Origin of the sequence: Snuella sedimenti, from assembly GCF_016428595.1 — a bacterium.
Lineage (GTDB): Bacteria > Bacteroidota > Bacteroidia > Flavobacteriales > Flavobacteriaceae > Snuella > Snuella sedimenti.
The window spans coordinates 1-25,225 of sequence record NZ_JAELVQ010000035.1 but is presented as its reverse complement, the minus strand read 5'-3'; the positions used below and the strand labels follow the sequence as shown (position 1 = coordinate 25,225).

Genomic DNA, 25,225 nt, shown 5'->3' with positions numbered 1-25,225 from the left:
TTTTCAATCAGAGTAAGACTTTTTTTTCATAATTTTAAGCTTAAGATATTTACGAATACTTAAAGGTAGCCAAAAGTGAGAGTATTTCACCCGAAAGCTACCTTTAGGTTTAGTTCAACAATGTCTACAAATACCATCCCGCCATAAAGTTTTTGATTGTAACCGTATATTTCGAGCATTGCTGTTTGGTTAGCGCCTCCACCAATCCAGCTTCCTGCCAAGGTAGATAAACCTCTCCAAACGGCATCAGGGCCAATTCCACCAACTGTTTCAGGAGAAAATACTGAAATTAATAGAATAGCTATAGGGCCACCTATTACAATGCCAACGGTACCGGTAAAGAACATAATTAGTGCTTTCCAACCTAAGTTGAACACAGCCTTTAGGTCAATACTTAAGGTCATTAATACAAGTGCTGCTGGCAGTAAAAATCGGCTCGTAATAAAATAAATGTTGGTTTTGTGTTTTACTAATTCGTTTGATTCATTTAAAATTTCCCATTCTGGAGCAATAAGACCTAATGATGTTAGAATTGCAGGAACCATATAAGCCATAAAAAGTCCAGGAACTATCTTATAGAACTTGTGCCAAAAGCCTGATGGTCTAGATTCGGTATAAAATACAAAGCCAAGGGAAAGCATTAAGAGGCCAAAAACAATAGTGTCGTTAGTGAATAAAGGAGGGTTTTCCATAATTAAGTACTAGGTTTCGAAAATGGTTAAAGCAAGTTCAATGAAAAGCAATTGCATTTTTATAATAACAAATTTAAATTTTTTGAATGGGATGTCTGGATGTTATAATTATAAAAATAAATTTTATAATTAATGTGACTTTGGTATAGGTTTTGGTAGTAATAAAAAGACAATCTGAAGCGCTTTAAAAAGGAACTTGTTTTTAGTTTTTTTTACTTGAAATTGATTTTTGTCGATTTTCTTTTAAAAAAGCACAAAAAAAACGTTTAGTTGTTTAGTTTGGCACGATGATTGTTTAGTAATAAATGTTGCGTTCAGTAAATGGTTTATTGAGTGGTTACTTTAAACCTAGAATGCAATTTCATATTTTTGGTTGGTTAGTTAGTAAAAAGCACCCTTTTGGGTGCTTTTTTTTATTACCCGGGACAATAGCATTTATTGCCCTTAAATAAATTTGAAAAGAACCCTTTAAGTTCACCTTTTTCTGTTCTGAATAAATAAACATTTAAGCTTAAGCTTATTTGTGAAGGGGTGTAGGGCCATATATCGGCAATATTTATACCGTAAGCTGAATTGTGGAAATCTTGATAGTTATCACCATGTTCACCTTCGGTTTCTTTTAATCCGAGTTCGTAGCGTAAATCTATACCAATATATTTAAAATCTACTTGAACGCCAAAATGTATATTTGTAACGGTTTTTTCGTAAACAATAGGTGATTTACCAGTGGCGTTGTTAGCGCCTTCAATAGTCATATCCTTAAAAAAGTTAATGCTCGGGCCTGCATAAATTGAAATGGGATCAAAAACTTTATAACCAATTAATAAGGGGACATTAATTTTAGAAGCATTCCATTTAGACGTTTTATTAGGAAAATTATAGCTGTTCTTATGGGTTACAAAATTTAGTTCAGGACGAAAAAATAAATTGTTAAAAGCTATATTTAAAAATGCGCCGAATTGCGTTCCCAATTCTTTATTTGGAGAAAAGGTTTCGTCTGGCTTACCATGTTGAATAGAGCCTCCCCTGGAATTTATATCTCCAATGTTATAATAATTAAAGCCGCCTTTTATGCCAAAAGCATATTCTTGTGCGTTGGTATAAAGACAAAAAACTAAAGAGACCGTTAAAAGTAGGTGCTTTTTCATTTTTGATGGATATAGATTTGTGTCTTTTAAATGTATGAATATGAATTGTTTATAATGTAATTTTTTCGTTAAGGATGGGGCTTTTTTCGATTAGGTTCATTTTAAGGGTTCATTTATCGGCACTTTTAACGAAATGAAGAAAGGCTTAAATCTTATTAATTTAGTGTTGAAATTTGTTTATGAAGTCTATAATGGCATCAACGAGTTTGGGTGATAGGGCTCTAAAAGATTCGTTATAGGATTTTGAATTTTCTAAATCACCTCCTTCAATGGGAACCAATACGTGATTCATTTTGTCGATGATAACTAAAGACGCATGATTTGATGCTTCTTTAAGAATAGTTGCTTCTTCTTCAGGTACTTGTAAATCCTTCGTACCATTAATGATTAAAATAGGGAACTGTAAATTTTTAATTTCTTCCTTTGGATCATATTGCATCCAATTGGCCATAAAAGCTTGAATGTCTTTATTGAATATAGATGTAAGGGCAGTAGGATAATTTTCGGTGGTTTCCCCTTTGCTTAAGGTTTGAAAAACCTTTTTGGCATCTTCAGTAAACATTGGGGCTGTCTTTTCCAATTGTTCCATAATTACTTTATCAATACTTTGTCCAGCCCCTGCAATCGATATGAAACCATCGGCTCTATTTTTAGCAGCTAGCATTCCCACTAAGCTACCTTGACTATGACCGATTATGTATATTTTGTTAAACTGTTTTGTTGATTTGAAATAGTCAATTACAGAAATAGCATCCGTGACAAAATCATCAAACATGATATCTTTATCAATAATACCTTGCCTTATTTGCTTAACAACACGTTTGTCGTATCTAAAAGTTGCGATATCGTTATTAGAAATGCCTTCAGCTAATTTTTTAAGTGCATTGTTTTTTAATAGGTTTTGATTGCCATTTCTGTCAGTAGGGCCAGAACCACCAATTATTATAGCTAGATTAGGTTTCTCTATGTCGGGAGGTAATATAAGGGTGCCATCTATAAATTTGTTTATAGATAGATTCTGCACAGAGACTTGTTTTTCTTGTCCGTTGGTGAAATCAATGCATAGAAATAGGAGTATAAGAAGTTTAAGTTTCATTTGATTCTAGTTTTAAAACAATGCAATATTATAATATAGGGTAAATTTAAAACTTATTATTAAGACAAATTTTTAAATTTACTGGAATCCATAGTTATTCTCAAAACATGCGTTTCATCGATTATTTTTAATATTTCAGCTTTAAATGTTAAAAAAAAGTGCATTTCATCGATTTTATATGTTTTTTATCGTTGTGTTTGTTTTATAATTATATCTTTGAGGTGTACTAAATAACATACTTTTTAGTTCAATGGATTAATTAATTAATATTTGCATTATGTTGTTGATGTAGAGACCCTAAATCTAACTTCGTAATAAAAAGCAAATTAGAGAAAGCCGAGTTTGAGGGAACTCGGTTTTTTTATTGCCCTATTTTTGAGCAAAAATAAATTTATCTACCTTAGCTTATTATTTATTTTATAAAATGAATTGAACGGGCTTATGTGTAAGGGGTTCTTGGAACGAACTATTTTCGATACAGGACCTTAAGGCATTCTTTCCTATTAATATAATACGTTAATTAATGAAAGTTTTTTTTAAATATATTATTTTGCTCTACACGGTAATTGCATTTGGGCAATTACCAGAAGGGTTTGTATATGTTCAGGATGTAATTCCAAATATAAAAGTGGAATTGCGTTACCATACTTCAGATAATTTTGTGGGTAGCCCAATAGATGGGTATCAATCTAATAGACTTATATTAACAGAGGTGGCAGCGTTGGCATTGAAGCGTGTCCAGAATGAATTGGAAAAACAAAATTTATGTTTATATGTGTTTGATGGCTATAGGCCGCAACAGGCCGTTAATCACTTTATAAATTGGGCAAGAGAGCTTAATGATACAATTAATAAACAACGCTTTTATCCCAATGTAGAGAAAAAGTGTTTGTTTAAAGAAGAATATATTGCAACACGTTCGGGGCATAGCAAAGGAAGCACTGTTGATTTAACTATTTTAGATGGTACGACTAATAAGCTATTAGACATGGGAAGTCCGTACGATTTTTTTGGAAAAGAGTCTTGGGTCGACTATCAAGGGCTTACCGATGTTCAAAAAAGTAATAGGCAGCTTTTGCAAACCATTATGCTTAAATACGGATTTAAAAATTATCATAAAGAATGGTGGCATTTTACATTAAGAGAGGAGCCGTATCCAAAAACGTATTTCGATTTCCCTGTAGAATAATACCATCTCAACTTTAAGAGACTGTTTAAATTCCACCCTTTGGTTTTGTTATGCCCCTTTTTTCACCACTTTTCGTTATGAAAATCCTCATTTAGCGCTGCTAAACCCCGGTTTTAAAGCTTTAATTGGCAAAAAAATGACCTATAACAAATTTCAAAAACGAATTTTAAACAGTCTCTAAGTTTATACACATAAAATACACCTTTTTTCACTATACGCCATCATAAAAATAAACCCGTAGAGCAGAGCTATGCTTTATTGGTTTCAAATTTGGGGTTATGGTGTCCAAATAAAAGTACATAAAAAGTACTCAAAATAAAAGGCTTACATGTCAAAATGAGATGTAAGCCTTTTTTCGTATTGTAAAAACGTTTTGTTTATCCGTTCATGGATATTAAGAACTCTTCGTTGTTTCTGGTTTGTTTAAAGCGTTCGTTAATAAATTCCATAGCTTCCACGGGGTTCATGTCTGCTAGGTATTTACGCATTACCCACATACGTTGTATAGTATTGTCGTCAAGTAATAAATCATCACGACGGGTACTAGATGAAGTTAGATCGATAGCAGGGAAAATTCTACGGTTAGATATTTTTCGGTCTAACTGTAATTCCATATTACCAGTTCCCTTAAATTCTTCAAAGATCACTTCGTCCATTTTAGAGCCTGTTTCGGTAAGTGCAGTAGCGATGATAGTTAAAGAACCGCCATTTTCAATGTTCCGTGCAGCACCGAAGAAACGTTTTGGTTTGTGAAGTGCGTTAGCATCTACACCACCACTTAATATTTTTCCGGAAGCAGGTTGTACAGTGTTATAAGCTCTAGCCAAACGTGTAATAGAGTCTAATAAAATAACAACATCATGTCCACATTCAACCAAGCGCTTCGCCTTTTCTAGAACAATGTTAGCAATTTTCACATGTTCATGGGCTTCTTTGTCAAAAGTTGAAGCAATTACTTCACCACGCACATTACGCTGCATATCTGTAACTTCTTCAGGGCGTTCATCAATTAGTAGGATCATTTGGTAAACTTCTGGATGATTGGCAGCAATTGCATTTGCAACATCCTTTAGCAACATAGTCTTACCGGTTTTTGGTTGCGATACAATCATACCACGTTGTCCTTTTCCTATAGGCGAGAACAGATCCATGATTCTTGTAGAAATTGTACTTTGCCTTTCGGCCAGGTTAAATTTTTCCTGGGGGAACAGAGGGGTTAAATGTTCGAAAGATACACGGTCTCTTACGACATTTGGACTCTGGCCATTTATTTTACTAACTTTTATTAACGGAAAATATTTTTCACCTTCCTTAGGAGGTCTAACATGGCCTAAAACCGTATCACCTGTTTTTAAACCAAACAATCTAATTTGCGATTGCGAAACATAAATATCATCAGGAGACGATAGGTAGTTATAATCTGAAGACCTTAAAAACCCGTAACCATCCTGCATGATATCCAATACACCTTCACTCTCAATAATGGCATCAAACTCATAGTCAGGTTCACGATAGCGATTTCTATTGTCTTTATTACCGTTATCAATATTACTGCTTTTTTGATTCTTATTTTGGTGTTTAGGTTGATTGTGTTCGCGCTTGTGGTGTTGTTTTTGTTGTCCCTCTTTAGTTTTTTCGTTCTGCTGCTTGGGCTTATTGGCACTTTTAGTATTGCTATCTGCTTTAGTATTACTATCTGCCTGCTGTTCTTCTTGTTTTTGTTGTGGAGCAGGGACAGGGGTAGGAGCAGCATTATCCACCTTTTTAGCTTCTTCTGGCTTTTTTTCTATAGTTTGAGGCTTTTCTTCCCGCTTTACAGGTGTATTTTTAGCAGGCTTTTGCACACGTTGTCTTGGCTTTCTTGGCTCATTTTTTGCAGTTTTCTGCTCTTTCTCAGGGGCCTTTTGTCCTTTTTCTGGTGCTTTTTCTTTAGGGGTAGAAGGTTTAACAACTTCTGTCACAGCTTTTGGATTTGCTGCCTGATGATCTAATATTTGGTAAATTAGATCTAACTTTTTTAGGGAACGATATTTAGCAACGCTCAGTTTTTTCGCAATCTCTTGTAAGTCAGCGAGTTTTTTTTCTTTTAATTGTGAAATTTCAAACATTGATGTTTAGTTGAATATAAATTTTGAATATAAATTTTAATTTTTATGAAAAAAATGATTTTAATCTGAAGAAATAACAACCTGTTATTGCGGTCGTTGAGAATTATTAATGCAATTATACAACTTTATTTTAATTTTAACAGCTAATTTTATAAAAGAAACTGTTATTTTTGCGTTCCAGTTAAAAAAACATGTTACAAAGAATACAAACTATATATCTTTTATTATCCGCAGGAGTTTCTGCAGGTTTGATTTTTGTTTTCCATTTATGGAAAACAAAAGAAGGGGTTACGGTTTTTGCTGCTAACGAAGCCGTCTTTATAAGCTTGTTTTTAGGATCGGCATTACTGTCGTTAATAGCTGTTTTTATGTACAAAAAAAGGAAGTCTCAGTTTATGTTGGGGCGGCTTAATATCATATTAAACTTTATTTTACTAGGATTTTTTGTGTATCAATCTCTAAATTTATCTGGAGAGACTTATGTTTCTGAGAAAGGTATTGGGATGCTTCTTCCTATTGTTTCTATCGTGTTTTTGGCATTAGCCAATAAAGCCATTAAAAAGGATGAAGATCTTGTAAAATCTGTAGATCGATTGCGATAAGCCTAACATCTTAGTAGTATTAGTGCGTTGAAAACCCAAAGCTTGCTTTGGGTTTTTTTTAGGTTTATATGTTATGTGTCATAAAGAATTGGTCATCCAAAACTTATTTCTAGGACATATTTATTAATATTGATTATTTGTGGGTGTTGAAAATAGGCTCAGCATGGTGTGATAGAGTCCTATATTGAATAAAAACAAATTAGCGTTTATTAAATTCGATAACTTCCAGGTTATCTATTTTACTGCCATTTATAGTGAAGCGCAACATAGTACGTGTTTTGTGGAAGCCGTGTTTCCCGACTGCACCGGGATTCATGTGTAATAAATTAAGTTGGGGATCTGGTATTACTTTTAATATGTGAGAGTGTCCACATATAAATAGTCTTGGTGGATTGGCTTTTATAGCTTCCCTGATTCTTGTGTTATAAGCCTTTGGGTATCCTCCAATATGGGTGATCCAAACATCTACATCTTCGCACATAAAACGGTTGTGTTCGGGATATTCTAAGCGTGTTTTAGAGTCGTCTATATTTCCGTAAACAGCTTTAAGTGGTTTAATGGCTTTTAAGGCATCGGTTACTTTTAAATCGCCAATATCGCCGGCATGCCATACTTCGTCTACCTGTTTTGCATATTTTAAAATAGCGTCGTCTATATGGCCATGTGTATCTGAGAGTAGTAAAATTGTCGTCATAAGTGTTATCTAGCGAATCTTTTAATATATAATTAAGATTCCTGTATTAGTAAGAAAGCCAAAACTAGCTATCTTTGTCCTTTCAACAAAAGTATTAAAATAGATTGAGGTATTTTATTGAACTTTCGTATAATGGCAGTGCATACCATGGTTGGCAAAATCAGCCTAAATCTATATCCGTTCAGGAAGTTATTGAAAAAGCTTTGTCTACTTTGTTAAGAGAAGAAATAGCTATTGTTGGGGCTGGACGAACAGATGCTGGGGTGCATGCATTGCAAATGTATGCGCATTTTGATACTGAAGTTCGTTTTGAATCAAGGCAATTAGTATATAAGCTTAATGCTTTTTTACCTAAAGATATAGTCATACATGATATTTTTAATGTAGATGTTGAGGCTCATGCCCGCTTTGATGCCTTGAGCCGATCTTATTTGTATCGGATAACCTTAAAAAAAAATGCTTTTACATTCAATAATACGTTTTATGTAAAGCAAGCTCTGGATATTGAAAAAATGAATGCTGCTACAAAAATCTTATTTCAGTATAAAGATTTTCAATGTTTTTCAAAAAGCAATACCGATGTAAAGACGTATCATTGCAATATAATGAAAGCAGAATGGTTATTTAAAAATGATGAGCTTCATTTTGAAATTAAGGCGGATAGGTTTTTGCGCAATATGGTTCGGGCGATTGTTGGTACGCTAATAAATATTGGAATAAGAAAAATTGATGTTGAAGATTTACATGAAATTATCAAGTCTAAGAATAGGGGTAAAGCAGGTTTTTCGGTTCCCGGACATGCATTGTATTTAGCACAGGTTGCATACCCTAATAATATAATAAAATAATTATAATTAACTAAAATTTAAACGAGTGAAAGGCAACTCAAAAAAGGAAAATATTTTCGATTTTAAACTGTTTAAACGGCTTTTTATATACATTAAGCCGTATAAAGGGGTGTTTTTTGGCTTACTTATTTTAGTGATTTTATTGGCTGCGTTTAGTGCAGCAACACCTTATATAACCAAACATGCTATCGATGACAGTATCGCTAAACATGAGGCAAAGGACTTTTTGCAGTACGTTTTAATCATGCTTGGTGTATTGATTATGCAAACACTATTTCAGTTATCCTTCATTTTTTATGCGGCTTGGTTGGGGCAAAATTTGGTTATGGACGTACGTGTGAAACTCTTCAAGCATCTGTTGCGTTTTAAGATGAAATATTATGACAACTCTTCAGTTGGGGTACTTATAACAAGGGCAGTAACCGATATGCAGCGTATAGCAGATATTTTTGGAGAAGGCCTGTTTATGATTTTTAGGGACCTTTTGGCCATGGTTGTGGTGTTTGGTTGTATGGTGTTTATTAATTGGCGGTTAAGTTTGATCGTTTTTGTAATGTTGCCTTTATTGCTCTATGCTACAAGGATTTTTCAAAAGTATATGAAAAAAGCCTTTGAAGAAGTGCGAAACGAAGTGTCGAATTTAAATTCATTTGTTCAAGAGCGCTTGACCGGAATGAAAATTTTACAACTGTTTACTCGCGAGGATATAGAATATAAAAAATTTAAAACCATAAACGAACGCCATAAAAAAGGATGGCTAAAAACCGTTTGGTACAACTCTATATTTTTCCCGTTAGCAGATTTGTCTGCCTCTATTACAATTGGCATGGTAGCTTGGTATGGTGGTTTGAATGTAGTTTTAGAAGGTACTGTGTCCCAAGGTGATTTAATAGCATTTATTATGTTTATCCCAATGCTATTTAGACCTTTACGTCAAATAGCCGATAAATTTAATACGCTACAAATGGGTATGGTAGCGGCTAACAGGGTGTTTAAGGTTTTGGATACGACCTCACAGATTGATGACACCGGTACTTATGTTGCCGAGCACTTTAAAGGTGCTATCGCATTTAAAAATGTACATTTTAGTTATGTTAAAGAAGAGAAAGTACTTAAAGGCATTTCTTTTAATGTAAATGCAGGTGAGACAGTAGCTATTGTTGGTGCTACTGGAGCAGGAAAGTCTACTATTATTAATTTGTTGAATCGTTTTTATGAAATTAACGAAGGTGTTATAGCTATAGACGATATCAATATTAAAGATGTAACATTGGCATCGTTAAGGACCCAAATTGCTGTGGTCTTGCAAGATGTATTCTTGTTTGCAGATACTATTTTAAATAATATTACCTTAAACCATCCTGAAATTAGTGAAGCAGAAGTACAGCAAGCAGCCAAAGATATTGGTGTTCATGAGTTTATAATGAGTTTGCCAAATGGGTATCATTATAATGTGAAAGAGCGCGGTGTTATGTTGTCTTCGGGACAGCGTCAGCTTATCTCGTTCTTAAGGGCTTATGTAACCAACCCTAGTATTTTGATTTTAGATGAGGCAACATCGTCGGTCGATTCCTATTCGGAGCAGCTTATCCAAAATGCTACCGATAAAATCACTAAGGGTAGAACATCTATTGTTATTGCCCATCGATTGGCAACTATTAAGAAAGCAGATAAAATTATTGTAATGGATTCAGGGGAAATCGTAGAACAAGGTACCCATGTTGAATTGCTTAAAAAGGAAAATGGTTATTACAAAAACTTGTACGAAGTTCAGTTTTTAAAGGAAGAAGTAGCTTAAACGAGATCGTTTTTTATTATCTTAATTAGTTCTTGTGTGTCGTTAAAAACAATAAATTCCCCATCCTTAAAATAAGAGGTATGCCCGGTTTCTTCACTAACAACCAAGGCCAGCGCATCTGTTTTTTCAGTCACGCCAATAGCTGCCCTGTGTCGTAATCCAAAACGTTGTGGAATGCTTTTTTCGTTGTTTACCGGTAAGATGACACGTGTAGCTTTAACAACATTATTGCTTACTATAATGGCACCGTCGTGTAAGGGGCTATTCTTAAAAAAAATACTTTCAATAATAGGCTGGGTTACTTTAATGTTCATTTCATCGCCAGTGGATGTTAAAAAGTCCAAATTATTGTTACGTTCAATAACAATTAAAGCGCCTGTTTTAGACATGGCCATTTTATTACAGGCAGAAACAATAGCATCAACATCTGTTGTATCACTAGTTTCAGTTTTTAAAAATTTTAATTGCTTGAAAAATTTACCGCGACGATTAAAGTTAGTCGAGCCAACCATAAGCAGGAATTTGCGTATTTCAGGTTGAAAAACAACTATTAAGGCAATAATTCCCACTTTCATAAATCCGCCGAAAATACTAGTAAGCAATTCCATATTAAGGAAATCGGTAAGTCGCCATACTAAATATATAATGATAATACCTAAAAAAATGTTTATCGCTACTGTTCCCTTTACTAACTTATAAATATAGTACAGGAGCAAGGCTACTAGAATAACATCAATGATGTCTATAATGGTAAATTTTAAAAGGTCGTTAAATATTTCCAAGAAATATGGGTTTTGGTAAATTTATAAAAATATAGCTAATTATATATAAACTCTTGATTTGATAATTTGAGGAATTTTAGATTGGTTTTTAAAAGTAAGGATTTATAGCTTACATAGTCCTGAAAAGTTAGGTTTTCATGGAAGTTTAAATAAATAAGATTGTTTGAGGTATCTAACGTTTTTAAATCATTTAATAAATTTTTCGTATCCGTTTCTTTTATATAAGGCTGTTTTTTCGGATTTAAGATTGAGATGCCGCCATCATCATTAAAGTTAAGGGCAATGGCTTCTTTGTGGTCTTCTAAATCTATACTTTCAGGTGTACCTTGATTGTAGAACGTATTTGTGAACTCAATGAAGCCTAAGGTTTTTATACTTACATCATTGCAAGTATAAAAGTTTTTAGCCTCCTCATTTTTATGGAATTCGGCATCGCGCTTTTTCTTTTGGAGCAATATAATTTGTGGTATAGCCTGTTTTAATGTAAGGCGTTTGTCTACATTTACAAGCCAATTGGTTGTGCTAATCAAGTTTTTCCTGTTTAATTCGGTGCTGTCTGGTTTTGTTTCATCATAAAAAATATAGGCCGCCGAAACATCGGTTATTTCATTGATTTTAGAATGGTCTATCTCAGGTAATTGAATTACTTTTTTTTCTCCGCAAGACCATATAAGTACTAAAGAGGTAACTAAAAGAATATATTTCACACGTTTAAATTTTAGTAATTAATTGATTTTATTGTAATAATAAAATTAAGAACGTGTGCAACCACTCCTTACACTCGTTCTCTCATTAAAAATTTTAAACATTTCCTTTTGTGAAGTAATTTTTAAAATTTCTTAATGTTCGTTTCATAATAACTTCTAACTTCCCAACTAACTTAATACATTCTACAGCTTCTTTTACATCGTGAACCCGTAGAATTGATGCCCCCTTTTGAAGTGCAATTGTATTTAAGATTGAAGTCCCATTAAGGGCTTCTTTAGCAGTTGTTTCCAGAGCTTTATAGATCATAGATTTTCTGGAAAGACCAATCAATAAAGGTTTTTCTACCATATTAAATAATTCTAAATGGTTTAATAGCTGGTAATTTTGCTCCAAAGTTTTAGAAAAGCCAAAACCGGGATCCACGATAACATCTATAATGCCCATTGCTTTAGCGCAAGCAATACGTTCAGAAAAATAGAATAGAATGTCTTTAACAAGGTCTTTGTAATCTGTTTGGGTTTGCATTGTTTGCGGCGTCCCTCTCATATGCATCATAATGTAGGGCACCTGTAATTTTGCAACAGTGGAAAGCATGTTGTTATCTAGTTGTCCGGCAGAAATATCGTTAACCAAAGCAGCACCAGAATCAATGCATTGCTTGGCAACCTCGCTTCTAAATGTGTCAATAGAAAGTAAGGCATTAGGAAATTCCTTTAAAATTAAATTAACGATGGGGACAATGCGCTGTAATTCTTCTGTTTCATTAACATGATCTGCATTGGGGCGCGAGCTGTATGCACCAACATCTATAAAGGTTGAGCCTTCATTAAGCATACGTTCTACATGCTTTAAAATACCAGGCTCATCTTTATGCATACCACCGTCATAGAAGGAATCGGGTGTAATATTTAAAATGCCCATTACCTTTGGGGTAGATAAATCTATGAGTTGTCCTTTGCAATTTATGGTCATAACAAAGTTTTAAACTATTATTTACGAGCATCCAAAGTTAATGTAATAACTGGTATAATTATTCAAAAAGACTTTGGAATTGTAGGTTTCAACTTTAAGTTGGATGAAACTTTTGATCTTTAAACTATTTACGCGAAATTTACGCAAAATTCAATTTTATCTATGCAAGATACCTCAAAACAATACGATGCTGTTATAGACACCTGCAAGAGCCTATTTGTAAAAAAGATGACAGATTACGGAAGTGCCTGGCGCATATTACGCTTGCCATCGCTTACCGATCAAATTTTTATAAAAGCCCAACGTATAAGAAGCCTTCAGCAAAATGATGTGAGGAAAGTTGACGAAGGTGAGGTTAGTGAGTTTATAGGTATCATTAATTACTGTATAATGGCTCTCATTCAATTAGAAAAAGGGGTTGTGGAGCAACCCGATTTATCAACAGACGAAGCCACTAAGTTGTATGAAGAAAAAATTGCCATTACGAAGCAGCTTATGGAAGATAAGAATCATGATTATGGAGAAGCCTGGCGCGATATGCGCGTAAGTAGCTTGACCGATTTAATTTTGCAAAAGTTGTTACGTGTTAAGCAGATTGAAAACAATGCAGGTAAGACCTTAGTTAGTGAAGGCATTGATGCAAATTATCAGGATATGATTAATTATGCTGTTTTTGCCATGATCCATTTAAGCGATGAGAAATAGTTGTCATCCTGCGAAGGCAGGATCCATATTAAATAATTTAAGTTTCAATTAAAAAGATTTCTGCCCGGCCAGAAATGACAGAATTATGAAAGCATTAGTAGCAATAAGTAGAATATTTGTAGGTGTATTATTTATTATTTCAGGTTTAATAAAACTGAACGATCCTTTAGGGTTTTCATATAAATTACAAGAATATTTTAGTGTTGATGTTCTTAATATTCCTTTTTTAGAACCTTACGCCTTAATGATCTCTGTATTGGTTGTGGTTTTTGAAGTTGTTCTTGGTGTGTTCTTACTCATTGGATATAAACCCAAATTTACGGTTTGGAGTTTATTGGGCATGATCGTATTCTTTACATTTTTAACGTTTTACTCTGCTTATTTTGATAAGGTAAAGGATTGTGGATGTTTTGGGGATGCTCTAAAATTAACACCGTGGGAAAGCTTTACAAAAGATGTGGTGCTATTGCTTTTAATACTCATTTTGTTTTATGGGGTTAAGTATGTCCAACCCTTATTTAGCAGATTAGCTACTACGGTGCTTGCTTTGTTAAGCTTTGTGTTTAGTTTGTGGTTTGGTTATCACGTGCTTATGCATTTGCCTGTGGTTGATTTTAGGGCTTATAAAGTGGGGGCAAACATTCAAGAGGGAATGCGTATTCCGGAAGATGCTCCTAAACCAGTGATTGAGTATACTTATGTTTTTGATGTAAACGGAAAAGAGGAGTCTTATACTATGAGGAGTGGTTATCCCGAAGTTGATGGTAAGTTATTAAGAGCGGAAAGCAAGTTAATAGATGAAGGGTATCAACCATCCATTTATGATTTTTCCATAGAAAGTGAAGACGAAGATTTAACCGAACAGTATTTAAACGAAGACAACTTAATACTTGTCGTATCCTATAGTTTGGAAAAAATTGAAAGTGACGGCGCAAAACGTTTAAAAGCGCTACAGGATAAAGCCCTTAAACATGGCTATAAAATTATCGGCTTAACAGCTTCTGGAGAAGATGCCAAGCAACGTATAAAAGAAGCTTATAATATAGATTTCGATTTTTATTTATGTGATGAAAAAGCACTTAAAACGGTAGTGCGTTCCAATCCTGGGATTTTAGAACTGGATAAAGGGACGATTAAACAAAAAGTGCATTGGAACGATATTAATGATTTAAAGTTTTAGCCATAATTTAACTAACAACAGTTGAGCTATTTACTTAATAAAATAACATATGCCTTACTCACATTATTTGGGGTAGTTACTGTTATATTCTTTTTGTTTAATGTGCTTCCGGGCGATCCGGCGCAAATGATGCTCGGTCAAAATGAAGATAGTGAACAGCTAGCTGCCATTAAAAGAAAATACGGATTTGATAAGCCAATAAAAACCCAGTATTTATACTATTTAAACGATTTGTCTCCTATTTCGTTGCATTCACAAGAAAAGGGAGATTATACTTTTTTAAGTAAAGGCAAATACACTGCTTTCCAATTATTTTCAATAGGAAGAGTTACAGTTGTTGTAAAATACCCCTATTTAAGGGAATCGTTTACCAAACAAGGAAAAAAAGTAAGTCAGGTGTTGGCAGAAACATTACCAAATACTTTCGTTTTGGCAATAACCGCTATTGTTATAGCGCTGTTGCTAGGCATAATTTTAGGGATAATATCGGCACTTTACAAAGATCATTGGCTCGATAAAACCATACAAATATTTAGTACGTTTGGTATGAGTGTGCCTTCGTTTTTTAGCGCCATTTTATTTGCGTGGTTCTTTGGCTATATATTACATGCATATACTAATTTGGAAATGACAGGTAGTTTGTATGAGCTTGATGATTATGGTGAGGCTATGCACATACGATGGAAGAATTTAATACTTCCGTCCATAGTGTTGGGAATTCGTCCATTGGCTGTAGTGATACAGTTAATGCGAAATTCACTATTAGAAGTATTCAATCAAGATTATATTCGTACAGCAAGAGCTAAAGGGTTGAGTGAATTCCAAATAATAAAACGACATGCTGTAAAAAATGCCTTGAATCCAGTGGTAACGGCTATTTCTGGATGGTTTGCATCCATGCTGGCTGGTGCCGTTTTTGTAGAGTATGTTTTTGGATGGAACGGACTGGGGAAAGAAATAGTTAATGCATTAAATACTTTAGATTTACCTGTAATTATGGGTTCGGTACTTATTATTGCCTTATTGTTCATTATTATTAATATTTTTGTGGACTTAATTTATGTCTGGTTAGACCCTAAAGTAAAATTGCAGTGATTTTTATGAGAAAAATATGTTACGCCTTCATTTTATTAATCAGTTTTTTTAATTGTGAAAATAGTGACCCGACACAATTTTCGGAAGCTGCCTTAAATGATGTATTCGAAACACTTGGAGGTGATCAGGTTGCTTTTAGGGAAATTTTAGAAAAGTATGAGGGCAGAACTGTATTGATTGATGTATGGGCATCGTGGTGTAGCGATTGTATTAAGAGTATGCCCGACCTCAAAACAGTTCAGGATGAGTATACAGATGTTGCTTACGTTTTCCTGTCGTTAGATAGGGGGCAAGAAGCGTGGAAAAGAGGAATCGAGAAATACAAAGTAAAAGGAGAACACTACTATATGCTATCGGGTAGAGAAGGCGCCTTTGGTGAATTTGCCAATTTATCCTGGATACCGAGATACATGGTTGTAGATAAAAAAGGACGTATTAAATTGTTTAATGCCATAAAACCAAACGATAAAAGAATTAAAGTATTACTAAAATGAGAAAACAAATTGTAGCAGGAAACTGGAAGATGAACAATGATTTGTCACAAACAGAATCATTAATTGAAGCATTAAAAGCTAAAGAAAAAACTTCAAATGCAGAAGTAATGGTAGCACCTACCTTTACTAATTTATATCAGGCGAATCAGGCTTTAAAAGAATCGAATATAGAAGTTATTGCTCAAAACATGCACTTTGCAGAAAATGGTGCCTATACAGGTGAGATAAGTGCAAGCATGCTTAAAAGTATTGGTGTCGAAACAGTAATTTTGGGACACAGTGAGCGCCGTGCGTATTTTAACGAAACAGATGAGCAACTTGCTAAAAAAGTAGATGCAGCATTAGCAAATAACATGCGCGTTATCTTTTGTTTTGGAGAAGAGCTAGCAGATAGAAAATCAGGTAACCACGAAGCGGTTGTAGAAAGTCAGATCAAAAATGCCTTATTCCATTTAAAAGCAGAAGCATTTAAGAATGTTGTATTAGCATACGAGCCAGTATGGGCTATTGGTACAGGAGAAACAGCAAGTCCTGAACAAGCACAAGATATGCATGCATTTATAAGAAAAACCTTGGCAGATACCTATGGTAATGAGGTAGCAGATGAAGTTACTATTCTTTACGGAGGAAGTGTGAAGCCTAATAATGCACAAGAGATATTCTCTAAAGCAGATGTCGATGGTGGGTTAATAGGAGGCGCGTCATTAAATGCAGATGATTTCTTTGCTATTGTGAATGCCATCTAAACTATTTAACACTGGAATATAATTCAAGTTTTAATGAAATATAATGCAATAGGTCTTTTATTGGCCTTAATTGTCGTGCCTTGTTTTGGACAGCAAAACAAACAAAAATTAAGTGCAGATGATTACAGGCAAGCAACAAAATTTTTAAGCTATAACACCAATAAGCTAGTAGATAATGCTTATGTTTCACCAAACTGGTTGGAAGATGGTCGTTTTTGGTATCGCGTTATGGAAAATAATGAGATCAATTACGTTTTGGTTAACCCTAAAAAGGGAGCAAAAAAATCGGCAGCAACATTACAGGAATTACTAGCACCCAATACTACTAATGAGATTAATAAGAAAACGTTTCGTAACGAAGTTGTTTCTCCTGATGGTACAAAATCTGTTTTCATAAAAGATTGGAATTTGTGGATGCGTAACACCAGTACAGGTGAAGAGGCACAACTAACAACCGATGGTGTAGAGAATTTTGGTTACGCTACCGATAATGCGGGTTGGAGAAAAAGCGATAAGCCTATTGTTTTATGGTCACCAGATTCTAAAAAGGTTGCGACATTTCAACAGGATCAGCGCCATGTAAGCGATATGTATTTGGTTAAAACAACTGTTGGCGAACCGGAATTAGAATCGTGGAAATATCCGTTACCATCCGATGAGAAAATAATACAAATCCATCGTGTTATTATCAACGTAGAAGACTCCAAGATAATTAAGTTAAATATTTCAGCCGATCCCCGTAGAGGCACGTTGTGCGACGATATTTCGTGTTCAGGTAGTTTTGATGATAACGATTGGAGTCCAGATAGCAAACAATTAGCATTTGTTTCTACTTCAAGAGATCATAAAGTTGAAAAGTTCAGGGTTGCAGATGCACAAACGGGAGAAGTTAGAGAGGTGTTCTCCGAAATTGTGGATACACAATACGAGTCTGGGCAAGGAACAATCAATTGGCATTTTTTACCAAGCAGCAACGAAATTATATGGTATTCTGAAAGGGACAACTGGGGGCACTTATATTTGTATGATGCTGCAACTGGCGAGTTAAAACACCAAATTACAAAAGGTGATTTTGTAGTCACCCAATTACTTAAAGTCGATGAAAAGCGGCGTAAACTGTACTTTTTGGCGCAAGGAAGAGAAGCAGGGAGAGATCCCTATTTCGCCCATTTTTACAGTGTTGATTTTAGTGGTAAGAATCTGGAATTATTAACTCCAGAAAATGGAAACCATAATATTACATTAGCACCAAATGGCCATTATTTTATCGATAATTTTTCACAACCCAATGTGCCAAATGTTGCAGTATTGCGCAACAATAAAGGGAAGTTAATAAAAACACTAGAGACTCAGGATATTTCAAGGTTAGAGGCTATTGGCTGGAAACCTCCCATGCCAATAAAAGTAAAGTCTAGGGATGGGCGTTGGGACTGTTACGGATTAATGTTTATCCCTACACACTTGGATACATTAAAGCAATACCCTGTTGTAAATTATATTTATCCAGGGCCACAAGGTGGAGGAGTAGGTAGGCGAAACTTCTATCCTTCTCGAGGGGATCATCAAGCATTGGCCGAGCTGGGGTTTATTGTTGTTGTAATTGATGGTACAAATAACCCAGGGCGCTCTAAGGCGTTCCATGATGCTAATTACGGAAGCCTTTCTGATAATACCTTACAGGATCAAATTGCAGGAATAAAACAATTGGCACAAAAGTATCCTTACATGGATTTAGAGCGCGTTGGAATATGGGGGCACTCAGGAGGTGGAAATGCAACAACCACTGCACTTTTACTGTATCCCGATTTTTATAAAGTAGGCGTCTCGCAATCTGGTAACCACGATAATCGTAATTATGAGGATGATTGGGGAGAGCGTTATATAGGCTTAATGAAAGATGATAATTATAAAGTGCAGGCTAATCAATATTATGTCGATAATTTGAAAGGGAAGTTACTAATAGCCCATGGGAATATGGATGATAATGTACCTCCATATAGCTCGCTTTTGGTTGTAGAAGCTTTAATAAAGGCCAATAAAGATTTTGATTTGCTCATTTTTCCTAATCAGCGGCATGGTTATGGAGCCGATACCTATTATATGATGCGTCGACGTTGGGATTACTTTGTAAAGCATTTAATGGGAGCAATACCTCCAAAAGAATTTAAAATAAGGTAGTCAAACTAATATTAATATTTTAATAGAGTACTATGAGCGTTGTTTACATTGGTTATGACTTTAAGGTAACACCTTTACAACCTGGAACAGAGATATTGATTGCCGAATTAGGTTATGCAGGCTTTGAAAGCTTTGTTGAAACAGAAGATGGCGTTACAGCTTACATTCAAAAAGAAGAATGGAACGATGCTATTTTAGAGGATGTTCAAATTTTAAATTCTTCTGAGTTTACTATAGAATACAATTTTAATGAAATTGAACAGGTGAACTGGAATTCCGAATGGGAAAAGAATTTTACACCTATTGTGGTAGATAACCTATGTTCTGTGCGAGCTCCATTTCATGAAAGGACAGCTACGCAATACGATATTGTAATTGAGCCCAAAATGAGTTTTGGTACCGGACATCACGAAACCACTCATATGATGCTACAGCATATTTTAAAAAACGATTTTACAAATAAATCGGTTTTAGATATGGGGTGTGGAACAGGCGTTTTAGCCATTTTAGCAGAAAAAAGAGGAGCTACTAGAATTGATGCGGTAGATTATGATAATTGGTGTTATTTAAATAGTATAGAAAACGTAGAACGTAATAGCTGTAAGCATATTACAGTTATTGAAGGCGATGCAACAGTATTAAAAGGTAAAAAGTACGATATTATTATTGCTAATATAAATCGTAATATCTTGCTAAATGATATGGCTACCTATGTTGCGTGTTTAAATAAAAATGGACTGTTGTTTTTAAGTGGGTTTTATGATGATGACATTCCAATGATCCAAGAAGCTTGTGAATCACATTTGTTAAAATTTGAAGAAAAATTACAAAGGAATAATTGGGTTGCTTTAAAATTTTTAAATTAGCATAAAATTTGAATTTTTTTTTATTGGAACTATTTGAAAATCAATCAACTTGTTATGAGCACGAGAGAAGAGTTATTAGAGGAGTTGCTGTTAGAAGAAGTAGCAGTAACACAAAACGAGATTGTTTTGTATAATGATGATGTCAATACTTTCGATCACGTTATTGAAACGCTAATGTCTGTTTGTGACCATACTGCAGAACAGGCCGAACAATGTTCAATTATTGTGCATTACAAAGGCAAATGTACGGTAAAAACAGGTGTTTACGACGATTTAAAACCGCGCTGTTCCATGTTGTTGGATGCTGGTTTAAATGCAGAGATCGTATAAAAAAGTAATAGTTAGTTTAAAGCATATAAAACTTAAAAACGCCTCTTCATAAATAATGAGGAGGCGTTTAGTTTTTAATTGCTATTAATCATAAGTGTTATAAAGTACTTGGACAGGCATAGTTGGTTGTTGGCAAATCTGTTTTCTTTATAGCGGCAAACCCACCAGCAATATCAATTAAATTGTTAAAACCTCTGGCTTTTAAGATAGACGCAGCAATTACAGAGCGATAACCACCAGCGCAATGTAAATAATAGGTCTTGTGCTTATCGATGGTATTCATGTTGTCGTTTATATAGTCTAATGCTAGGTGTTGGACATTCTCACCTTTTAAGTGCTCCGACTTATATTCACCATCTTTTCTAACATCAAGCGTGTTTACGGCATCATTTTTAAAATGCTCAGCGAACGCTTCTGCCGGAATGGACTGGATGGTCTCAATGTCTCTTCCCGATGCTTTCCATGCATCGATGCCTCCCTTTAAATAACCCAGGGTATTGTCATAGCCAACACGAGATAAACGTGTAACCGTTTCTTTTTCTTTTCCTTCTGGGGTAACCAATAAAATGGGCTGTTTTAAATCGGTAATTAAAGCACCTACCCATGGAGCAAAGGCACCATTAATACCTATAAAAACAGCATTCGGTATGTGCCCCTTTACAAAGTCCTTTTGTGTTCTTACATCAAGAACCAAAGCACTTTCTTGGTTGGCGATAGCTTCAAAATCTTCAGGTGTTAAGGGCACATCACCTCTTTTCAAAACAGTGTCAAAGGAGTCATAACCAACTTTGTTCATCATAGCGTTTTTGGCAAAATACTGAGGAGGGGGGGCAATACCTCTAAGAACTTCTTCAACAAACTCCTCTTTGGTCATATTAGCTCGCAATGCATAATTGGTTTGCTTTTGTTCCCCAAGAACGCCCACGGTTTCTTTGCTTAAGTTTTTCCCACAGGCCGACCCAGCACCATGAGCTGGATATACAATAACATCGTCGGATAAAGGCATTATTTTGTTGCGTAAGGAATCGTAGAGCATAGCGGCTAAGTCCTCTTTTGTAAGATCCGATTTTATGGCGAGATCTGGGCGACCAACATCTCCCAAAAACAAGGTGTCTCCCGAAAAAATAGCATAGTCCTTCCCATTTTCATCGATCAATAGATACGTAGCAGATTCTAGTGTATGACCTGGGGTATGTAACACTTTTATTGTAACGTTTCCTAATTTAAATTCTTCATTATCTTTGGCGATACAAGCTTCGTAGTTTGTTTCTGCTCCTGGACCAAAAATGATAGTTGCTCCAGTTTTTTCAGCTAAATCTACATGCCCCGACACAAAATCGGCATGAAAATGTGTTTCAAAAATATACTTAATTTTTGCATTTTCACTAGTAGCTTTGTCTATGTATTGTTGTATTTCGCGTAAGGGATCTATAATAGCTACTTCTCCATTCGATTCTATATAATAAGCGCCTTGTGCTAAGCATCCTGTGTATATTTGTTCTATTTTCACACGTTTAAATTTTAGTTAATTATTTGATTATATACTAATTATAAAATTGAGAACGTGTGCAACCACTTCGCTCTCACATTAAAAATTTTAAACAGTCTCTACACTTTTGTAAAACTATTTTTAAAATTTATTAATGTTCGTTTCATCCTGTTTTATGCGTTGTTTTAAAGCTTTATGTGTCTTAATGTTTTTTGTATGAACTAGATTATTATAAGGCGTATAACCTCTTTAATAACGGTTGGGCAATTAAAACTGGAATCAAAGGTACGAAACCACAAAAGTTTCCTGTGTTACTTTTGTAACATTACGAAATGTAAAGTTCTTTGTAAATGATGTATATGGCCATGATTAGGGTAAAAAAACCAAAGCCTTTTTTTAGTTTTTTACTACTAATAAACTTAGAGAGAAATACGCCTATAAGGATGCCTAAAATAGACATTAATGTAAATAAAAGAAGAAATCCCCATTCAATTTGCAATGTTTGAATATCGCCTGTAAAGCCAATTAAGGAATTGATAGAAACAATAATTAAAGAGGTACCAACAGCCTTTTTCATTGGGATGTTAGCCCATAATACTAGGGCAGGTACGTATAAAAAACCACCACCAGCACCAATAATTCCGGTAATTGTTCCAATAATCAGTCCTTGGACAAATGTTTTAGAATAATGTTGTTTCTTTTCGGGGGTATTGGTTTTCTTTTTATTTTTAATCATCGAGTAGGATGCTAATAGCATAATTATGGCAAAAAATACCATAATGACCATTTCTTTGGTTAGCTCGAAATCTTCTGACTGCAATAAAATATCTGGAATGTTAGGCACCAAATACCTTCGTGACAAATAAACAGCCATAAAGGAAGGAAACGAAAAGGCTAGCCCCGTTTTAAAGTCAACCAATCCTTTTTTATGTTTTTGAAATGTTCCAACCAATGAGGTGAAACCAACAACAAATAGTGAATAGGCCGTAGCAGTTATGGGGTTGTAGCTTAATAAATAGACTAATAAAGGAACTGTAAGAATAGAACCTCCACCACCAATAAGTCCTAAAACAAGACCAACCACAAGAGCGCCAGCATAACCTAATAGATGAATTGTATCCATTTAATGCGGTAGTTTGTCTTTTAAAACACCGTAAATAAACGTACCTAAAATAGCTGCGAGAATAACTATAATCATACTGTATACGCCTGTTCCCAATAGAATATACATTGGTCCTGGGCAAGCACCTATTAATGCCCATCCCAGACCAAAAATACTACCACCAATAATGTATCTAGAAAACCCTTTTTCTTTTTTGGGGACAAAAATATCGGAGCCTTTTAGACTCTTTACAAAGCCCTTTTTTGAGATTTGTAAAAATAGAACGCCAGTTGCAATGGCAGTACCTATTATACCATACATATGGAAGGATTGAAATCTGAACATTTCATATATGCGATACCATGATACGGCTTCAGATTTAACTAATACGATACCAAAAAAGATACCTACAAGCAAAAATTTAAAATATTTCATACGTTTAAATTTTGATAATTCATTTGATTTTATATTAATTATAAAATTGAGAACGTATGCAACCACTACGCTCTCACATTAAAAATTTTAAACATTCCCTTTTGTGATAAAATGCTTAAAATTTATTAATGTTCGTTTCATTTGTTATTTTTTATAGATAAATGCGTGCTGCATTATTAAATTAAAATTGATAAAAAGGATCTTTTTATGACACTTTAAAAATGTATGGCAAAATAAAGTTTGCCATAATGAGACCTCCAATAAAAAAACCAATTACAGCTATAAGCGAAGGCTTTTGTAAACTACTAAGCCCTGTAATGGCATGTCCAGAAGTGCAGCCTCCTGCATAACGTGTTCCAAAGCCTACAAGTAATCCTCCAATGATCAAAAGCAATAGTCCTTTGGGAGAGCTTATGGCTTCCAAACTATACATTTCGTTAGGAACCAATGTTGCTCCAGAATTCTTGAATCCCATCTCTTTAAGTTCTGTAATGGTTTGTGGATTTAAATTGGTTACACTATCGTTAGATAAAAACTGTACGGCTATAAAGCCTCCAATTATGGCTCCCACAACAACGGTTAGGTTCCACGATTGTTCTTTCCAGTTTGTTTTAAAGAAACTGCTAAATTTATCGGCCCCTATAATGGTGCACAGCGTTTTTAAATTAGACGACATGCCAAAGGTCTTTCCGAAGTAAAGGAGTAAAGCCATAACTACAGAAATTAGTGGGCCAGAGACATACCATGGCCAAGGGTTTAAAATAGATTCCATGTTTTAGTGTTTAGTGCAAAGTTAGATAGCTTAATAACTTTGGTTTGTAATAATTGTTACTTAAGATTATAAAATCTCAATTTTATTCCTACTCAATTTGATTTTTTTGTCATTCTCTAACTGTTTAAGTAGCCTGGAAATAACAACTCGAGAGGTATGTAAATCTTCGGCAATATCCTGATGTTTAACAATAATAGTGCTAGAGTCATGGAGCTTAGATTTTTCTTTTAGGTGTTTGTATAAGCGCTCATCCATTTTCATAAAGGCAAGGTTATCGATAGTTTCCAGCATTTCGGTAAACCGTGTTTGATAGCTTTCTAATATAAAATTTCTCCAACTGCTGTTATTGTCGAGCCAGTTCTGCATTTTTTGAACGGGGATCATTATTAAAGTAGAATCTTTTTCGGCCACGGCCCTTATTTTGCTTTTTGTAGTTCCCATGCAACAGGTTAGTGACATGGTACATGTTTCTCCAGCTTCCAAAAAATAAATTAAGAGTTCGTTGCCTTCTTTATCTTCTCTAAGTATTTTTATGTTACCATCAAGTAAAAGAGGGATGTGTGTTAAAGGTTGATCTATATCTATTATGATATCATTTGTCAAATACTTTTTAAAAGTACCTACTTCAAAAATTTCAGCAATAAGGTTATTGTCTAGAATATAGTCAAACCTTTCCTCTAAGAGTTCTCTTTTCATATTCAAAAATAAAGAAATATAAATTTTAAATAAAATTTGGTAGTCTTTTAATAAAAACATTATATTTGCAGCCACTAAAAATGGCCTCGTGGCGCAACTGAATAGCGCATCTGATTACGGCTCAGAAGGTTGCAGGTTTGAATCCTGCCGAGGTCACACCACCGAAACCCCAGTAATACTGGGGTTTTGTCGTTTTAAGAGGGTTCTTTTTTACAATAAATATTCATTGCAAAACCACATTTTTTACCAATTTTTACCATTTTTTACTTAAATTCGTTGCAAATTCATTGCAAATTTTATGGCTACTTCTGCGGAAATTATTCTTGATACCAGGTATGAAACGAAGAAAGGATACCCGATTAAAATACGGATTACAAACCGATGCAAAATTCGGACAAAGTATACCACTAACTTCGGAGCAAAGTGAGCCACCCTTGCCGGTCTAAATTGAGCATAGCTTGCCGGACGAAAGTGAGCCACTAAAAATCGTTTCTATTTGA

At 34.6% G+C, this 25,225-nt stretch carries 24 protein-coding genes, 1 tRNA gene and 1 pseudogene; 13 read left to right on the top strand and 13 right to left on the bottom strand.

From position 1 onward, the window contains the following. Positions 1–95 precede the first annotated feature (95 nt). The 3 genes and pseudogenes from JF259_RS16670 to JF259_RS16660 form a co-directional block, all read right to left on the bottom strand. Positions 96–692 (bottom strand): annotated as a pseudogene (locus JF259_RS16670) (DUF819 family protein); the annotation flags it as partial. Positions 693–1,108: 416 nt separating this feature from the next. Further along, positions 1,109–1,840, bottom strand: a complete 732-nt coding sequence (locus JF259_RS16665; protein ID WP_199116844.1) for an outer membrane beta-barrel protein — start codon at positions 1,838–1,840, stop codon at positions 1,109–1,111. Between the two features lie 160 nt (positions 1,841–2,000). Further along, the gene (locus JF259_RS16660) at positions 2,001–2,936 is read right to left on the bottom strand and encodes an alpha/beta hydrolase family protein (protein ID WP_199116843.1); all 936 of its coding nucleotides are present in this window, start codon (positions 2,934–2,936) and stop codon (positions 2,001–2,003) included. 523 nt (positions 2,937–3,459) lie between these two features. On the opposite strand from JF259_RS16660, the gene JF259_RS16655 reads away from it, so the two are divergent. Continuing rightward, positions 3,460–4,125 (top strand): M15 family metallopeptidase, encoded by a 666-nt coding sequence (locus JF259_RS16655; RefSeq protein ID WP_199116842.1) that lies wholly within the window; start codon positions 3,460–3,462, stop codon positions 4,123–4,125. A 377-nt stretch (positions 4,126–4,502) separates the two neighbouring features. Here the strand turns inward: JF259_RS16655 and rho are convergent, their stop codons facing one another. Beyond that, positions 4,503–6,233: a transcription termination factor Rho gene (gene rho, locus JF259_RS16650; RefSeq protein WP_199116841.1), complete on the bottom strand. Its 1,731-nt coding sequence runs from the start codon at positions 6,231–6,233 to the stop codon at positions 4,503–4,505. Positions 6,234–6,424: 191 nt separating this feature from the next. On the opposite strand from rho, the gene JF259_RS16645 reads away from it, so the two are divergent. Then, positions 6,425–6,835, top strand: a complete 411-nt coding sequence (locus JF259_RS16645; RefSeq protein ID WP_199116840.1) for a DUF4293 domain-containing protein — start codon at positions 6,425–6,427, stop codon at positions 6,833–6,835. A 199-nt stretch (positions 6,836–7,034) separates the two neighbouring features. Here the strand turns inward: JF259_RS16645 and JF259_RS16640 are convergent, their stop codons facing one another. Next, positions 7,035–7,529 (bottom strand): metallophosphoesterase family protein, encoded by a 495-nt coding sequence (locus JF259_RS16640; protein ID WP_199116839.1) that lies wholly within the window; start codon positions 7,527–7,529, stop codon positions 7,035–7,037. A 104-nt stretch (positions 7,530–7,633) separates the two neighbouring features. On the opposite strand from JF259_RS16640, the gene truA reads away from it, so the two are divergent. Together truA and JF259_RS16630 are read left to right on the top strand one after the other, a co-directional pair. Then, a complete protein-coding gene (truA, locus tag JF259_RS16635) occupies positions 7,634–8,377 on the top strand; it encodes a tRNA pseudouridine(38-40) synthase TruA (protein ID WP_199116838.1) in 744 nt (247 codons plus the stop codon). Positions 8,378–8,402: 25 nt separating this feature from the next. After that, positions 8,403–10,175, top strand: coding sequence for an ABC transporter ATP-binding protein (locus tag JF259_RS16630; RefSeq protein WP_199116837.1), 1,773 nt, complete (start codon positions 8,403–8,405; stop codon positions 10,173–10,175). Here the strand turns inward: JF259_RS16630 and cdaA are convergent. The 3 genes from cdaA to folP all read right to left on the bottom strand — a co-directional run bounded on the left by cdaA (position 10,172) and on the right by folP (position 12,637). Continuing rightward, on the bottom strand, positions 10,172–10,957 hold the full coding sequence (gene cdaA / locus JF259_RS16625) for a diadenylate cyclase CdaA (RefSeq protein WP_199116836.1): 786 nt from the start codon (positions 10,955–10,957) through the stop codon (positions 10,172–10,174). The two genes, JF259_RS16630 and cdaA, sit on opposite strands and share 4 nt — an antisense overlap. Positions 10,958–10,992: 35 nt before the next feature. Next, the gene (locus tag JF259_RS16620; RefSeq protein ID WP_199116835.1) at positions 10,993–11,664 is read right to left on the bottom strand and encodes a hypothetical protein; all 672 of its coding nucleotides are present in this window, start codon (positions 11,662–11,664) and stop codon (positions 10,993–10,995) included. A 94-nt stretch (positions 11,665–11,758) separates the two neighbouring features. Next, positions 11,759–12,637, bottom strand: a complete 879-nt coding sequence (folP, locus tag JF259_RS16615) for a dihydropteroate synthase (protein WP_199116834.1) — start codon at positions 12,635–12,637, stop codon at positions 11,759–11,761. A gap of 162 nt (positions 12,638–12,799) precedes the next feature. Between folP and JF259_RS16610 the strand changes: the two genes are divergently transcribed. The 8 genes from JF259_RS16610 (at position 12,800) to JF259_RS16575 (ending at position 20,231) form a co-directional block, all read left to right on the top strand. Further along, positions 12,800–13,342 carry a DUF1599 domain-containing protein gene (locus JF259_RS16610; protein ID WP_199116833.1) on the top strand — a complete coding sequence of 181 codons (543 nt, stop codon included), beginning with the start codon at positions 12,800–12,802 and terminating at the stop codon, positions 13,340–13,342. 85 nt (positions 13,343–13,427) lie between these two features. Beyond that, on the top strand, positions 13,428–14,522 hold the full coding sequence (locus JF259_RS16605) for a BT_3928 family protein (RefSeq protein WP_199116832.1): 1,095 nt from the start codon (positions 13,428–13,430) through the stop codon (positions 14,520–14,522). Positions 14,523–14,543: 21 nt separating this feature from the next. Next, positions 14,544–15,617, top strand: a complete 1,074-nt coding sequence (locus tag JF259_RS16600) for an ABC transporter permease (RefSeq protein WP_233164346.1) — start codon at positions 14,544–14,546, stop codon at positions 15,615–15,617. Between the two features lie 5 nt (positions 15,618–15,622). Then, positions 15,623–16,111, top strand: coding sequence for a TlpA family protein disulfide reductase (locus JF259_RS16595; protein ID WP_199116831.1), 489 nt, complete (start codon positions 15,623–15,625; stop codon positions 16,109–16,111). Then, positions 16,108–16,857: a triose-phosphate isomerase gene (gene tpiA, locus JF259_RS16590; RefSeq protein ID WP_199116830.1), complete on the top strand. Its 750-nt coding sequence runs from the start codon at positions 16,108–16,110 to the stop codon at positions 16,855–16,857. Before JF259_RS16595 ends, tpiA begins: the two co-directional genes overlap by 4 nt. Before the next feature lie 33 nt (positions 16,858–16,890). Then, positions 16,891–19,035, top strand: coding sequence for a S9 family peptidase (locus JF259_RS16585; RefSeq protein WP_199116829.1), 2,145 nt, complete (start codon positions 16,891–16,893; stop codon positions 19,033–19,035). A 32-nt stretch (positions 19,036–19,067) separates the two neighbouring features. After that, entirely contained in the window at positions 19,068–19,901 is an 834-nt protein-coding gene (gene prmA, locus JF259_RS16580) for a 50S ribosomal protein L11 methyltransferase (RefSeq protein ID WP_199116828.1), read from the top strand. Between the two features lie 54 nt (positions 19,902–19,955). After that, positions 19,956–20,231 carry an ATP-dependent Clp protease adaptor ClpS gene (locus JF259_RS16575; protein WP_199116827.1) on the top strand — a complete coding sequence of 92 codons (276 nt, stop codon included), beginning with the start codon at positions 19,956–19,958 and terminating at the stop codon, positions 20,229–20,231. A 97-nt stretch (positions 20,232–20,328) separates the two neighbouring features. Here JF259_RS16575 and JF259_RS16570 read toward each other — a convergent pair whose 3' ends face one another. From JF259_RS16570 to JF259_RS16550, 5 genes are all read right to left on the bottom strand, one after another. Beyond that, the gene (locus JF259_RS16570; RefSeq protein ID WP_199116826.1) at positions 20,329–21,741 is read right to left on the bottom strand and encodes an MBL fold metallo-hydrolase; all 1,413 of its coding nucleotides are present in this window, start codon (positions 21,739–21,741) and stop codon (positions 20,329–20,331) included. Between the two features lie 304 nt (positions 21,742–22,045). Beyond that, positions 22,046–22,843 (bottom strand): sulfite exporter TauE/SafE family protein, encoded by a 798-nt coding sequence (locus tag JF259_RS16565; RefSeq protein WP_199116825.1) that lies wholly within the window; start codon positions 22,841–22,843, stop codon positions 22,046–22,048. Beyond that, entirely contained in the window at positions 22,844–23,257 is a 414-nt protein-coding gene (locus tag JF259_RS16560) for a DUF6691 family protein (RefSeq protein ID WP_199116824.1), read from the bottom strand. Positions 23,258–23,462: 205 nt separating this feature from the next. Then, positions 23,463–24,029 (bottom strand): YeeE/YedE family protein, encoded by a 567-nt coding sequence (locus JF259_RS16555; protein WP_199116823.1) that lies wholly within the window; start codon positions 24,027–24,029, stop codon positions 23,463–23,465. Positions 24,030–24,095: 66 nt separating this feature from the next. Further along, positions 24,096–24,725: a Crp/Fnr family transcriptional regulator gene (locus JF259_RS16550; RefSeq protein WP_199116822.1), complete on the bottom strand. Its 630-nt coding sequence runs from the start codon at positions 24,723–24,725 to the stop codon at positions 24,096–24,098. 82 nt (positions 24,726–24,807) lie between these two features. Between JF259_RS16550 and JF259_RS16545 the strand changes: the two genes are divergently transcribed. Beyond that, positions 24,808–24,881: transfer RNA gene (locus JF259_RS16545), tRNA-Arg, on the top strand. The last annotated feature ends 344 nt before the right edge of the window (positions 24,882–25,225 follow it).